Consider the following 13111-nt stretch of genomic DNA (forward strand, 5'->3'; position numbering starts at 1 on the left):
ACGCTTTTTAAAAAATGAAATGCCTTCTTATTATCTAGTTTTGAAGGAACAACGTTCCTTTTATGTTTGGTGGCGATAGCGAAGAGGTCACACCCGTTCCCATTCCGAACACGGCAGTTAAGCTCTTCAGCGCCGATGGTAGTTGGGGGTTTCCCCCTGTGAGAGTAGGACGCCGCCAAGCCATTTGAAAAGATCAGCCATCCGGCTGGTCTTTTTTGTCGTTTCAGGACAGATCAATTCACATAGGGTGTTGGAAGTATCAGTTGTGGAACCTTTCCGACTTAATCCATTCAAATATTAAAAATGGCACCTTAGCTTGGCTTATTTTAAGGAATTGCACAATGCAAGGGTAATCGTCATTAGGCATGGTTTTCATCAGCTCTGCCCACCATTCTGTTTCATACCGAGCTATTATGCTAAGGTTATAAGAAATCAAATAATGGATCAAAAGTTCAGGTAATGAAAAAGCGGATGAATCTTTATTTAGAGATAGCATAAATTGTCCTTCCGCCAAATTATACCGTATTGGAGAAGTGGCATTATGTATAGGAACACCCTCTGTTTTTAAATGCAGTGTTCCAGGAGCTTCCGAAATACTGTAAATTTGATTTGTTTTAGCTTTCAAAAATTCTTCCAATCGACTGCTGGACATTTGATAGCTATCCAATATGGTTGAAGGCAATTGAAAACCATTGGAACAGGGTAGCAGGGCGACGAAATTTTTCTTGGAAATGGACCATGTAAAGTTTTGCATATCCGGGATTTCTTTCATAAGTGTACCCATGGAAAATTTTTCACCTTCCAGATGCTTGATATGAAATAATTTCTCGGCGATGCAGGTAAAAAGTCCATTTTTTTGCGTTTTCACTTCATCCTTCAGAAATTCATATTGTTGCTTTTTCTTTTTCCTTGTAGTTACCCCATGGGCAAGCATCGAAGTTGATTCCGGATAGTTTGGATCAATCGTGAGCAGACAAGCCTTTAATAATTGGGCGAATCCGTAAAATGTAAGGATTGGTTGAATGGAAAGTGGTGCAATGGCTGCCTGATTATAATAAGTTTTAGCATGTTCAAGATGGTAAATAAATGGATAACAATTATCATAACTTTTGATTTCCGCTTCTGCTATTTTTTCTTGTGTGTAACATTTTTGTAAAAAAAGTTGAGAGGAAGATGCGGAAAAAAAAGGTGTATATTTATCGAAATTATCATTGTTTTCAGGCATTGCAGCTGTCCTCCAAATTAATAGAATAATCAAACATTTATTTCTCTTCTTGACAGTAGTATGTCCTATTGATAACCTACAAATAATATTTTTAAGCAGGAGGGGAAAATAATGTGGGAAAATAAATTTGCAAAAGAAGGTTTAACTTTTGATGATGTCCTATTAATTCCAGCGAAATCAGAGGTTTTGCCGAAAGATGTCAACCTTCAAGTCAACTTAGCTGAAAACTTAAAGCTCAACCTTCCTATCATCAGTGCAGGAATGGATACCGTGACAGAAGCAGAGATGGCGATTGCCATGGCTCGTCAAGGCGGATTGGGTATCATTCATAAAAATATGTCCATTGAAGCACAAGCTGAACTGGTGGATAAAGTAAAGCGTTCAGAAAGCGGTGTAATTACCGATCCATTTTTCTTGACGCCAGATCACCAGGTATTCGATGCAGAGCATTTAATGGGTAAATATCGCATTTCGGGTGTTCCTGTAGTCAACAATATTGAAGATCAAAAACTTGTGGGTATCATTACAAACCGTGATTTGCGATTTATTTCCGATTTTTCCTTGAAGATTTCCAGTGTCATGACTGTTGAGAATCTCGTCACAGCGCCAGTAGGAACTAACTTGGAGCAAGCAGAGAAAATTCTTCAAAAGTACAAAATCGAAAAGCTTCCCCTTGTAGACGATAATGGAGTTCTTAAAGGACTTATTACGATCAAGGATATCGAGAAAGTCATTGAGTTCCCGAATTCGGCGAAAGATAAGCAAGGTAGATTGCTTGCAGGTGCTGCAGTCGGAGTCACTAAGGATACAATGAAGCGTGTTGAAATGCTAGTTAAGTCCCATGTCGATGCAATTGTACTTGATACTGCTCACGGTCATTCAGAAGGCGTCCTTGAAATGGTGAAGGAAATCCGCGCGACATATCCTGAATTGACGATCATTGCAGGTAATGTGGCAACAGCTGAAGGGACGAAAGCATTGATTGAAGCGGGGGCCGATGTAGTGAAAGTGGGAATCGGACCAGGATCAATCTGTACGACAAGGGTTGTAGCCGGTGTAGGTGTTCCACAAATCACGGCAGTCTTCGATTGTGCAACAGAAGCAAGAAAGCATGGTAAAACGATTATCGCTGATGGCGGAATTAAATATTCAGGTGATATCGTTAAAGCCCTGGCTGCAGGCGGACATGCAGTAATGCTTGGCAGTATGCTTGCAGGTGTAACTGAAAGCCCTGGCGAAACGGAAATTTTCCAAGGTCGCCGTTTTAAAGTGTATCGGGGTATGGGATCCGTTGCTGCAATGGAAAAAGGATCTAAAGATCGTTACTTCCAGGAAGATAACAAGAAATTCGTTCCGGAAGGCATCGAAGGGCGCCTTCCATACAAAGGACCTCTATCAGATACCATTTTCCAACTGATTGGCGGCATTCGTTCAGGTATGGGATATTGCGGTACAGCCACATTGGAAGAGTTGAGAGAAAACTCTCAATTTGTCAAAATGACCGGTGCCGGATTAAGGGAGAGCCATCCTCATGATGTCCAAATCACTAAAGAAGCACCGAACTACTCCATGTAATGAATTTAACATATAATCGTCATTAAAATTTATTTAAAATAGACAGAGTCTGCGATTACTCTGTCTATTTTTTTTATTTTTTCTGTGATAAACTAGACAAGGTGTCAAGGGATTTACATAAAGTTTCTTCTTTGTTATAGAGATTAGCTTAAAAGTTGGAGGTATTGGAAATTGAAAAAAATCAGCAAGATGACCCTCATTTTCACTTTTGTTTTTGTTCTTGTTATGTCGCAATTTGCCTATCAACCGGGGGAAGCTGTTGCTGAATCTGATAATTTAGGTTTAAAAGCAGAGGCAGCCATCATAATCGATGGTGAAACGGGACAAATCGTGTATGAAAAAAATGCCGATAAAGTATTAGGAATTGCATCCATGTCTAAAATGATGACCGAGTACATCATAATGGAGTCAATTGAAAATGGGAAAATCAGTTGGGATCAAAAAGTAAAAATAAATAAATATGTACATGACCTTTCAAAAGCACCCAATTTGTCGAATGTTGGGTTAACGGAAGGTGAAGATTATACAGTTAAGGAACTATATCAAGCTATGGCCGTCTATTCAGGAAATGCGGCAACAGTAGCTTTAGCACAGCTAGTTTCCGGAAGTGAAAAGAGCTTCGTTAAGTTAATGAACGAAAAAGCAAAGGAATTAGGCTTGAAAAATCATAAATTCGTTAACGCCAGCGGGTTGAATAACTCTGATTTGTTAGGGCAATATCCTTCAGGTGATGAAGATGATGAAAATATCATGACAGCAAAAGATACTGCACTTCTTGCTTATCGTTTAATAAATGATTATCCGGAAGTTTTAAAAATCGCCAGCATTCCTAAATTGAAGTTCCGTGATGGAAAAGAATATCCGAACTTCAACTGGATGCTTCCTGGCCTGATTTTTGAATATAAAGGCGTAGACGGACTAAAGACGGGATCTACCGACTTTGCCGGTTATGGCCATACAGGGACGGTTATCCGGGACGGTCAGCGTTATATCACGGTGGTCATGAAGTCCACTAATAAAAACCAACGTTTTGCAGATAGCACTAAGCTTATGAACTATGCTTATGCAACATTTAAAAAGGAAAAAGTCCTTCCAGCCAACTACCAGGTGAAAGGGAAAGAAACACTTCCAGTAGTGAAAGGCAAGGAAAAAGACGTTAAGATTCAATCTGAAAAAGCAATCGAGCTACTTGTTGAAAATGGTGGGAAAGACAACTATAAAACAGATTTAGTGATCGATAAAAACAAATTGAATGATGATGGTAAGCTGACTGCACCAATCAAAAAAGGTGAAAAGCTAGGCTACATCACAGTCACTCCTAAAAAAGGAGAAGATTACGGGTACATCAACGGCGATCCAGTAAAGGTTAACGTCGTAGCTGCCGAATCCGTTGAAAAGGCAAACTGGTTCGTATTATCAATGCGGGCGGTTGGCGGATTCTTTGGAGACGTTTGGAGCAGTGTAGCTTCCACTGTTAAAGGCTGGTTTTAAGTTTACTGTATAAAACGGTTGCGTAATGTATAAAATTATAGTACATTATGGAAAACAATTTGATTATATAAGAAAGCAATGACAGGAAATAGTAACAAGTATTTCTTTCTACAGAGAGCCGATGGCTGGTGGAAATCGGTGTGAGAGTTTTGTGAATCCCTCCTGGAGCAGAGTATGGAAAGCCTTTTGGGTCAGTAAATACTTTCGGTTAAAAGCCGTTATCGTGATAAGTGGTAGGCGTTTTTCATAGGCCTTCAACTAGGGTGGCAACGCGGGTTAACTCTCGTCCCTTCTTCAGGGGACGGGAGTTTTTTGCGTTCTTTGATAAATCATCAAAAACATTAAGGAGGAATTGAAATGTTGGATTTGAAATATGTAAGAAATAATTTTGAAGAAGTGAAGCGTGTATTGCAATTCAGGGGGGAAGATTTAACCGATTTAGGAAAATTCGAGGAACTGGATGTAAAGCGCCGGACCTTGATTGCTGAAACGGAAAAGTTGAAAAGCCAAAGAAATGAAGTTTCACAGCAAGTGGCCATATTGAAACGGGAGAAAAAAGATGCAGATCAGTTGATTGCGGAAATGCGTGAAGTCGGTGACCGTATAAAAGGTTTCGATGATGAGCTTCGTGAAGTGGAAGCACAATTAGAAACATTACTTCTTTCCATTCCTAATATACCGCATGAAAGCGTGCCTGTTGGTGAGACGGAAGACGATAATGTCGAAATCCGTAAATGGGGGGAGTTACCTGAATTCAAGTTTGAACCGAAACCACACTGGGATGTGGCTGGAGATCTAGGCATCCTGGATTTTGAACGGGCAGCAAAAGTGACCGGAAGCCGATTTGTATTTTATCGGGGTCTTGGTGCTCGATTGGAGCGTGCACTAATTAGCTTTATGTTAGACCTTCATGTTGAGGAACACGGATATGAAGAAATGCTGCCACCATATATGGTGAACCGTGCAAGCATGACCGGGACAGGTCAATTGCCTAAATTCGAAGAGGATGCTTTCCGTATTGAAAGTGATGATTACTTCTTGATTCCTACAGCTGAAGTGCCGGTGACAAACTTCCATCGTGATGAAATCATGAGCACGGACGACCTGCCGATTAGCTATGCGGCATACAGCGCTTCATTCCGTTCAGAGGCAGGATCTGCGGGTCGTGATACGCGAGGGTTAATTCGTCAGCACCAGTTCAATAAAGTTGAACTAGTGAAGTTCGTGAAGCCGGAAGATTCATATGCAGAGTTGGAAAACCTCACAGGTCATGCCGAAAAGGTCCTCCAATTGCTGGGTCTTCCATACCGAGTGCTAAGCATGTGTACAGGAGATCTTGGTTTCACAGCTGCTAAAAAGTATGATATCGAGGTTTGGATCCCGAGCTATGGAACGTACCGTGAAATTTCTTCTTGCAGTAACTTTGAAGCATTCCAGGCTAGACGGGCCAATATTCGCTTCAGACGTGATGCAAAAGGCAAACCGGAACACGTCCATACCCTAAATGGATCAGGTTTGGCAATCGGCCGTACAGTCGCTGCACTTTTGGAGAATTACCAGCAGGAAGATGGCAGTGTTATCATTCCTGAAGTATTACGTCCATATATGCGCGGTGCGGAAGTCATTAAACCGTAAGTCAAAGGGAATCAGCTTCTGGTTAAAGAGGCTGATTCCCCTTTTTATCAAAGTTTGAAAATTATTTTAAAAAAACTTTATAGAGGGCTTGACTTTGATTTTGATTCCATGTAATATAATAAATGTTGATACGGAGGTATACCCAAGTCCGGCTGAAGGGATCGGTCTTGAAAACCGACAGGGGAGTCAAATCCCGCGGGGGTTCGAATCCCTCTACCTCCTCCATAACTTATTAATAACCACAGCGCATAAATTGGATATCGATGAATTCCGTTACAGTTATGTAACGGAATTTTTGTTTTCTAATATATTAAAAAACCACCGGATAACCGGTGGTTTTTCTGTTTACACATTTCGCAACAACTTGGTTTGCTCCATATATTCGGCAATCCGTTTTATAAGAGGTTCGATATTTGCTTCATCCTGCATAAGATCATATTCGTTTATATTTAATCGAAGGACAGGGCAGGCGTTGAATTGATCAATCCATTCTTCGTAACGGCCGTGCATTTCCTGCCAATATTCAATTGGGGTATGCTGTTCCATTGGACGGCCGCGCTCTTGGATCCGGTTGAGGATATCATCGAGCGAACCTTCGAGATAGATAAGTAAATCAGGGTGCGGGAAGTATGGCGTCATTACCATGGCATTGAAAAGGCTTGTATACGTTTCGTAGTCCACGTCATTCATCGTGCCTTTTTCATAATGCATTTTTGCAAATATCCCGGTGTCTTCATAAATGGAACGGTCTTGGATAAAACCGCCGCCATATTCGAAGATTTTTTTTTGCTCTTTAAAACGTTCAGCGAGGAAATAGATTTGCAGGTGGAAACTCCAACGATTAAAATCATCGTAAAACTTATCCAGGTAGGGGTTCGTATCAACCTTCTCAAACGATGTCCTGAATTGAAGGGCATCGGCTAACGCATTGGTCATGGTCGATTTTCCTACGCCAACCGTCCCTGCTATCGTAATGACGGCGTTGTTTGGAATATTATATTTCTTTCGTAAGTTCATTTGACTTTACTCCTTTGTGCAGGGCATTCTCTATTTGGCTGATTATCGTTTTCAAATCATCCTTGTTCCCGACAAAATCCAGCTCATCCCCGTTGAATGTAAGAACAGGGATGTCAGGGTGCTGTTTCTCGAATGTTTCCATGAATGTTCGATAATCCGCGGATAATTGCTCTAAATAAATGGAGGATATATTTTCTTCGATTTCACGACCTCTTTTACCGATTCGGGAGAGAAGAGTATCAAGGCTTGCGTTTAAATAAATCACCATGTTAGGTTCAGGCATATCCCGTGTTAAAATATTGAATATCTCAATGTATTTATTGTATTGTTCGTTCTTTAACGTTCTTTCGGCAAATATCAAGTTCTTGAATATATGATAATCAGCCACTACGGCTTGGTCATTAGTAAGATACTTTTTTTCGATATCTTCCAATTGTTTATAACGGTTACACAGAAAAAACATTTCTGTTTGAAAGCTCCACTCATCAATATCTTTATAGAATTTCCCGAGAAATGGATTTTCATCGACAATTTCCCTTAATAATGAAATTTGAAAATGATCTGCGATAGCTTTTGCGAGTGATGTTTTTCCTACGCCGATTGGACCTTCGACAGTGATAAATGGGGTGGATTTCATCCAATCTGTCCTCCTTCATGAGGTATCAAGCTAAAATTCCCGGTCATAGGATTTTCGCCAAGAGATATTGTATCACAGACTTGGGACTTTAGTGACATTTTTGTCAGGTTGATAAAGAAAGAGGATGAAAGAGTGGGGAGGTATGTATATTAATGCCTTGTTCGATTGAATGCTTACAGGTTCTCACCTTGTTTTATGGATGCCTTGAGAACATGGTTCATCATTTTTAATGCGTAATGATTATCTTCCTTTGATGCAGAAGCTATGCAATCTTTCGGAATCCATAATTTATATTCCCGCATATAGGCATCATTGGCCGTGAATAGCACGCAGATGTTGCCAGCTATGCCAGTAATGATCAGGGTATCCACGTTTAATTGTTTAAGCAGTGTATTGAGTGCCGTCCCATAAAATGCTGAATGCTTCGGCTTGATGAGAAAAAATTCGTCCTGTTGAGGTTTTATTCTTTCGATTAATGAGGCATTACCTTCATTTTTACATTTATGAATGATTTTATCGAAGTCAGCCTGCCATAAATCATAATGATCATTGATATAAATGATTGGAAAACCTTTTTCTTTCATTTGCTTCTTTAATTTCAAGATCGGATCGACGATAAGTTTCGTATGTGCAAGGAGCATATTCCCGTATTTGAAGTCAAAGTCATTGATCATATCAATGATAAGCAATGCAAAGGAAGGCGATTCAGGTCGATTCATGGTATATCCTCCTGTATTGTGAGAATTTACTTGCAGCACATATGCCGCATGCGTTACTATTCATTAGAACAAGTAGTAATGACCTTTATTTTGTCTTATATTTGTCTGTTTACTCCTATTTAATATGAGGGGGTTTTTTTTTGAAGGATGATGTTCATTACATGAATTTAGCCTTAGAGGAAGCAAAAAAGGCGCGGCAATTGAATGAAGTGCCGATTGGCGCTTTAATCGTAATAGATGATCAAGTTATTTCGACGGGGCATAACTTGAGGGAAACGGAACAGAATGCGACGGCACACGCGGAGCTCCTTGCAATCAATGAGGCTTGCCGTGCCACTGGCAGTTGGCGTCTTGAAGATGCGACATTATATGTAACGCTGGAACCTTGCCCGATGTGTGCCGGTGCCATCTTGCAATCAAGGGTGAAAAGGGTTGTTTTTGGAGCGCATGATCCAAAGGCTGGCTGTGCAGGCACATTCATGGATTTACTTCGAGATGAACGCTTTAACCATCAATGTGATGTAACCAGCGGTGTATTGGGGGAAGAGTGCGGCTGGATTTTGACTTCTTTTTTTAAGGAGCTAAGGGATAGAAAGAAAATGTTGAAAAGAGAGCAGGCACTCAAGATTGCCGAAGAAAATAAATAAGTGAAAAACGAATGTTGAAGATGAGTCTTTGCTTCATATGATAAAATTGGAATTGAACTGTCCAAGAACAACACTTGCGTTTTTTTTGTTACCTTAGTATAATGAATTATGCGTCGTAATGACGCTGTGAAATTGGTATTACTTTTGCCGTGCTAGACGGGGAGGTAGCGGTGCCCTGTACTCGCAATCCGCTCTAGCGAGGTTGAATCCCTTCTCGAGGTTAGCATTCTGTAGGGCCTGCCTTAAGTAAGTGGTGTTGACGCCCGGGTCCTGCGCAATGGGACTCCATGAACCATGTCAGGTCCGGAAGGAAGCAGCATTAAGTGGAAGTTCTCATGTGCCGCAGGGTTGCCTGGGCCGAGCTAACTGCTTAAGTAACGCTTATGGTTGCTAATCGACAGAAGGTGCACGGCAGTTATTTTACATAAACAAAAAACTCATTCGTATCGGGTGGGTTTTTTTTTATGCCAAGAAGGTAAAGTGCTTGGTATTTTTGAAAAAAATGAGTCGATGATGAAATTTCATTTTAGACTTTGATATTAAGGAAATCAGTAATGTATAATAAACAAGATGGAGAAAAGAAGGAGGGATTTCCGTGGGGTATCAAGCATTATACCGGGTATGGCGGCCGCAACAATTCATTGATGTAGTCGGGCAGGAACATGTGACGAAAACGTTGCAGAATGCTTTGGTCGGGCAAAAGGTTTCACATGCATATTTATTTTCCGGTCCACGTGGAACAGGGAAAACAAGTGCTGCCAAAATTCTAGCAAAAGCAGTGAATTGTGAGCATGCCCCTACAAGTGAACCCTGTAACGAATGTGCTACCTGCCGCGGAATCACCGATGGCTCCATATCAGATGTTATAGAAATTGATGCAGCATCCAATAATGGTGTCGAGGAAATCCGTGACATTCGTGATAAGGTCAAATATGCACCTAACGCGGTTACATATAAAGTTTATATAATTGATGAGGTACATATGCTTTCACAAGGGGCGTTCAATGCGCTTTTAAAGACATTGGAAGAACCTCCGAAGCACGTGATTTTCATATTGGCCACAACTGAGCCTCATAAGATTCCACTAACGATCATTTCCCGTTGCCAAAGGTTTGATTTTAAACGGATCCAGCCTCAAGATATAGTTGGTCGGATGTCACAAATCATTGCAGAAACAGGCGTTTCTTGTGATGAACAAGCTCTGCATATCATTGCGAGGGCAGCCGAAGGCGGGATGCGGGATGCACTAAGCCTTCTTGATCAAGCGATATCCTTCAGTTCGGAGACGGTTTCAGTGGAAGATGCATTGACTGTCACCGGATCTGTTTCGCAAGCGTTTTTAAGCCGGCTGGCAAAAGCTATATATGATAAAGAAGTAGCGGTGGCACTTGAAGTCCTTGAAGAGTTGCTGGCCATGGGAAAAGACCCGGCCAGGTTCATAGAAGACATGATTTATTATTTCCGTGACATGCTTTTGTTTCAAACGGCACCAGCACTGGCAGAATCCTTCGAGCGTGTTTTGATAGATCCCCAATTCAAGGAATTGGCAGAAGTGATTCCTTCTGAATCGATTTACTCCATAATTGAAAGCTTCAATCAAACACAGCAGGATATGAAATGGACAAACCATCCAAGGATTTTCCTTGAGGTGGCACTTGTGAAGTTATGTAATGAGCAAAGGCCAAATCAAATTGATAGCGGGCAGCTTCAACAGCTGCAGCAGAAAATAGAAGATTTAGAGAAGAAATTACTCGAAATGCAGAAAAACGGCATTCCGGCAGCCATGGCAGAAAAACCTGCAGAGCAGGCTAAGGTGCAAAGGGCCGTTAAAAAGTCATATAAAGCACCTGCAGGAAAGATCAATCAAGTTTTGAAACAAGCTACAAAGCCAGATCTTAATGCTGTGAAAAGTAAGTGGGGGGAAGTGCTTGAACAGTTAGGTCTGCAAAACCAAAAGTCATTGGCAGCTTTATTGACGGAGGCAGAACCTGTTGCTGCGTCAACTGAAGCTTTTGTGGTAAAATTCAAATATGATATTCATTGTCAAATGGCAATGGAAAATAACCGTTTCGTGGAAGTGATAGCCTCGATCATGCAGCAATTGACCGGACACCGAATGGAGATAGCTGGAGTTCCGGAAAGCCAGTGGCAAAGGTTGCGGGAGGACTTCATCTCAACACAGCAGTTCGACGGTCCAGAAGAAACGGAATCAAAAGAAGAAGACCCCTTTATAGCAGAGGCTAGAAAATTAGTCGGCGATGATTTACTTGAAATTAAAGAATAATTGGAGGTAAGGAAAATGGGTATGCGCGGCGGTAATATGCAGAACATGATGAAACAAATGCAAAAGATGCAAAAGAAGATGGCAGAGGCACAAGAAGAATTAGGTGAAAAAAGGATTGAAGGAACTGCCGGCGGCGGAATGGTAACGGTCATCGTGACTGGACATAAAGAAATAGTCGATGTAGTCATCAAACCGGAAGTTGTCGATCCGGACGATATCGATATGCTTCAGGATTTAGTGTTGGCTGCCACTAACGATGCTTTGAAAAAGGCGGAAGAACTGACAAACCAAACGATGGGACAATTCACTAAGGGAATGAACCTTCCGGGTATGTTTTAAGCAAGTTCAAAAGAAACTTCCTTTCAGGGGGTTTCTTTTGAAATTTTTAGGAGGAATTCGATGCATTATCCAGAACCAATTTCCAAGCTCATTGACAGTTTTATGAAATTGCCGGGGATTGGTCCTAAAACGGCTGCTCGATTAGCCTTTCATGTATTAAGCATGAAGGAAGATACTGTTTTGGATTTTGCAAAAGCGCTTGTTAATGCTAAGCGGAATCTTATGTATTGCTCAGTCTGTGGTCATATTACGGATCAAGATCCCTGCTATATTTGCGAAGATCAAAAGAGGGACAGAAGTTTGATCTGTGTGGTTCAGGACCCGAAAGATGTTATAGCTATGGAAAAGATGAGAGAGTTCAATGGTTTATACCATGTACTGCATGGCAGTATTTCCCCGATGGACGGAATCGGTCCGGAAGATATAAATATTCCTGATTTATTAAAGCGCCTGCAAGATGAAACAGTGCTGGAGGTAATTTTGGCTACTAATCCTAACATTGAAGGTGAAGCGACAGCCATGTATATTTCCCGGTTGCTTAGACCATCAGGCATCAAAGTGACCCGAATTGCCCACGGACTTCCTGTTGGCGGAGATTTGGAGTATGCGGATGAAGTGACGCTATCAAAAGCAATTGAAGGAAGAAGAGAAATATAAGATAGCTGGGAGGACTTCACTTGTTCTTTCGTAAAAAAAAGAAACTTCGGAATGAATTCAATGATTCATTAATCGAAGAGCTTGAACAATTGAAATGGAATTGGCATAATCAAAAATCATTACTTGAAAAAAGCGTTGATCCATCTGATGAAGTAATCGCCCAAACGAGACTGGCGGAAGTGAAATATTTCTACTTATTCAGGGAAGTTAAAAGAAGGAATGTTCGCTTAAAAAGATGATAAGGAAATGGCTGTGAAGGATTGTTTGTTCCTCATGGCCATTTTTTCGGTTCTTAATCCAGCGTTTCTTTCATATAAGTTTAGTACAAGCTTGCGGGGAGGAATGAGTTTGGAACCAGTTGTCTTTGTTGCAATAGTTGGCGGCTTGATTTTAATGCTCCTCATTATCGGGGCGCCATTAAGACCTGTCCGGTTCATAGGGCAGGGGATTATAAAGGTCATTATCGGTGCAGCATTTTTGTTCTTTTTGAATACACTTGGGAATCAGGCGGGCATTCATGTCCCCATCAACCCTGTTACCTCGGCAGTCGCCGGCCTGCTTGGAATACCGGGAGTTGCCGCATTGGCGGCCATTGGTTATTGGATCATTTAAAGGATAGTGCGTCGAAGTCATCTTATGAAAACCTCATGGATATCTCCTTGGGGTTTTTATCATGCTATAGTTTTTTTTAAAAAAACTAATTTAACCATTGACGATTACTGATCAACCTGATAATATATTAGGAGTCGCCAATAACGACATCATACATTGCTTAACCGAAAAACAACATGAAAAAAGTTGTTGACATCAGGTTTTGTAAATGATAAGATAATAAAGTCGCTTACGAAGTAACGACGAAAAATCGCTCTTTGAAAACTGAACAAA

Annotated in this window: 13 protein-coding genes, 1 tRNA gene, 1 rRNA gene, 1 other RNA gene and 1 other annotated feature; of the genes, 12 read left to right on the forward strand and 4 right to left on the reverse strand. The window is 41.0% G+C overall.

The window, feature by feature from the left end; genetic code table 11:
- Nucleotides 1-65 precede the first annotated feature (65 nt).
- A 5S ribosomal RNA gene (gene rrf, locus J7I96_RS26610) occupies nt 66-181 on the forward strand.
- Nucleotides 182-259: 78 nt separating this feature from the next.
- Here rrf and J7I96_RS26615 read toward each other — a convergent pair.
- Nucleotides 260-1225, reverse strand: a complete 966-nt coding sequence (locus tag J7I96_RS26615; RefSeq protein WP_214774161.1) for a YaaC family protein — start codon at nt 1223-1225, stop codon at nt 260-262.
- A 111-nt stretch (nt 1226-1336) separates the two neighbouring features.
- On the opposite strand from J7I96_RS26615, the gene guaB reads away from it, so the two are divergent.
- The 4 genes from guaB (at nt 1337) to J7I96_RS26635 (ending at nt 6151) form a co-directional block, all read left to right on the forward strand.
- A complete protein-coding gene (gene guaB / locus J7I96_RS26620) occupies nt 1337-2800 on the forward strand; it encodes an IMP dehydrogenase (protein WP_048688703.1) in 1464 nt (487 codons plus the stop codon).
- Nucleotides 2801-2971: 171 nt separating this feature from the next.
- Nucleotides 2972-4291, forward strand: a complete 1320-nt coding sequence (locus tag J7I96_RS26625) for a D-alanyl-D-alanine carboxypeptidase family protein (protein WP_251025456.1) — start codon at nt 2972-2974, stop codon at nt 4289-4291.
- Between the two features lie 69 nt (nt 4292-4360).
- Nucleotides 4361-4585 (forward strand) — a binding site (T-box leader).
- Between the two features lie 63 nt (nt 4586-4648).
- Nucleotides 4649-5926, forward strand: coding sequence for a serine--tRNA ligase (gene serS / locus J7I96_RS26630; protein ID WP_034316273.1), 1278 nt, complete (start codon nt 4649-4651; stop codon nt 5924-5926).
- 132 nt (nt 5927-6058) lie between these two features.
- Nucleotides 6059-6151: transfer RNA gene (locus tag J7I96_RS26635), tRNA-Ser, on the forward strand.
- A 120-nt stretch (nt 6152-6271) separates the two neighbouring features.
- Here J7I96_RS26635 and J7I96_RS26640 read toward each other — a convergent pair.
- From J7I96_RS26640 to J7I96_RS26650, 3 genes are all read right to left on the reverse strand, one after another.
- Nucleotides 6272-6943, reverse strand: coding sequence for a deoxynucleoside kinase (locus tag J7I96_RS26640; protein WP_214774159.1), 672 nt, complete (start codon nt 6941-6943; stop codon nt 6272-6274).
- Entirely contained in the window at nt 6921-7580 is a 660-nt protein-coding gene (locus J7I96_RS26645; RefSeq protein WP_214774157.1) for a deoxynucleoside kinase, read from the reverse strand. Before J7I96_RS26645 ends, J7I96_RS26640 begins: the two co-directional genes overlap by 23 nt.
- A 173-nt stretch (nt 7581-7753) precedes the next feature.
- Nucleotides 7754-8299 (reverse strand): cysteine hydrolase family protein, encoded by a 546-nt coding sequence (locus J7I96_RS26650; protein ID WP_214774155.1) that lies wholly within the window; start codon nt 8297-8299, stop codon nt 7754-7756.
- Nucleotides 8300-8439: 140 nt separating this feature from the next.
- Here J7I96_RS26650 and tadA point away from each other — a divergent pair, with 140 nt between their 5' ends.
- From tadA to J7I96_RS26685, 7 genes are all read left to right on the forward strand, one after another.
- The gene (gene tadA, locus J7I96_RS26655; RefSeq protein WP_285289466.1) at nt 8440-8946 is read left to right on the forward strand and encodes a tRNA adenosine(34) deaminase TadA; all 507 of its coding nucleotides are present in this window, start codon (nt 8440-8442) and stop codon (nt 8944-8946) included.
- Nucleotides 8947-9093: 147 nt separating this feature from the next.
- Nucleotides 9094-9358, forward strand: an RNA gene (ffs, locus tag J7I96_RS26660) — signal recognition particle sRNA large type.
- Nucleotides 9359-9541: 183 nt separating this feature from the next.
- Nucleotides 9542-11230 carry a DNA polymerase III subunit gamma/tau gene (gene dnaX, locus J7I96_RS26665; RefSeq protein ID WP_214774153.1) on the forward strand — a complete coding sequence of 563 codons (1689 nt, stop codon included), beginning with the start codon at nt 9542-9544 and terminating at the stop codon, nt 11228-11230.
- Nucleotides 11231-11251: 21 nt separating this feature from the next.
- Nucleotides 11252-11569 (forward strand): YbaB/EbfC family nucleoid-associated protein, encoded by a 318-nt coding sequence (locus J7I96_RS26670; protein WP_214774163.1) that lies wholly within the window; start codon nt 11252-11254, stop codon nt 11567-11569.
- Nucleotides 11570-11629: 60 nt separating this feature from the next.
- Nucleotides 11630-12226 carry a recombination mediator RecR gene (recR, locus tag J7I96_RS26675; RefSeq protein WP_034316264.1) on the forward strand — a complete coding sequence of 199 codons (597 nt, stop codon included), beginning with the start codon at nt 11630-11632 and terminating at the stop codon, nt 12224-12226.
- A gap of 20 nt (nt 12227-12246) precedes the next feature.
- Entirely contained in the window at nt 12247-12465 is a 219-nt protein-coding gene (locus J7I96_RS26680) for a YaaL family protein (protein WP_214774151.1), read from the forward strand.
- Nucleotides 12466-12568: 103 nt separating this feature from the next.
- Nucleotides 12569-12838, forward strand: coding sequence for a pro-sigmaK processing inhibitor BofA family protein (locus J7I96_RS26685; protein ID WP_370019689.1), 270 nt, complete (start codon nt 12569-12571; stop codon nt 12836-12838).
- Nucleotides 12839-13111: the final 273 nt, after the last annotated feature.

Origin of the sequence: Bacillus sp. ISL-78 (assembly GCF_018613455.1) — a bacterium.
GTDB lineage: Bacteria > Bacillota > Bacilli > Bacillales > DSM-1321 > Peribacillus > Peribacillus frigoritolerans.

Excerpts from the sequence above, each read along its gene's own strand:
- J7I96_RS26670 (WP_214774163.1), top strand. The coding sequence starts at position 11,252 with ATGCGCGGCGGTAATATGCAGAACATGATGAAACAAATGCAAAAGATG.
- serS (WP_034316273.1), top strand. The coding sequence starts at position 4,649 with ATGTTGGATTTGAAATATGTAAGAAATAATTTTGAAGAAGTGAAGCGT.
- J7I96_RS26645 (WP_214774157.1), bottom strand. The coding sequence starts at position 7,580 with ATGAAATCCACCCCATTTATCACTGTCGAAGGTCCAATCGGCGTAGGA.
- recR (WP_034316264.1), top strand. The coding sequence starts at position 11,630 with ATGCATTATCCAGAACCAATTTCCAAGCTCATTGACAGTTTTATGAAA.
- guaB (WP_048688703.1), top strand. The coding sequence starts at position 1,337 with ATGTGGGAAAATAAATTTGCAAAAGAAGGTTTAACTTTTGATGATGTC.
- J7I96_RS26640 (WP_214774159.1), bottom strand. The coding sequence starts at position 6,943 with ATGAACTTACGAAAGAAATATAATATTCCAAACAACGCCGTCATTACG.
- J7I96_RS26685 (WP_370019689.1), top strand. The coding sequence starts at position 12,569 with ATGAGTTTGGAACCAGTTGTCTTTGTTGCAATAGTTGGCGGCTTGATT.
- J7I96_RS26650 (WP_214774155.1), bottom strand. The coding sequence starts at position 8,299 with ATGAATCGACCTGAATCGCCTTCCTTTGCATTGCTTATCATTGATATG.
- J7I96_RS26615 (WP_214774161.1), bottom strand. The coding sequence starts at position 1,225 with ATGCCTGAAAACAATGATAATTTCGATAAATATACACCTTTTTTTTCC.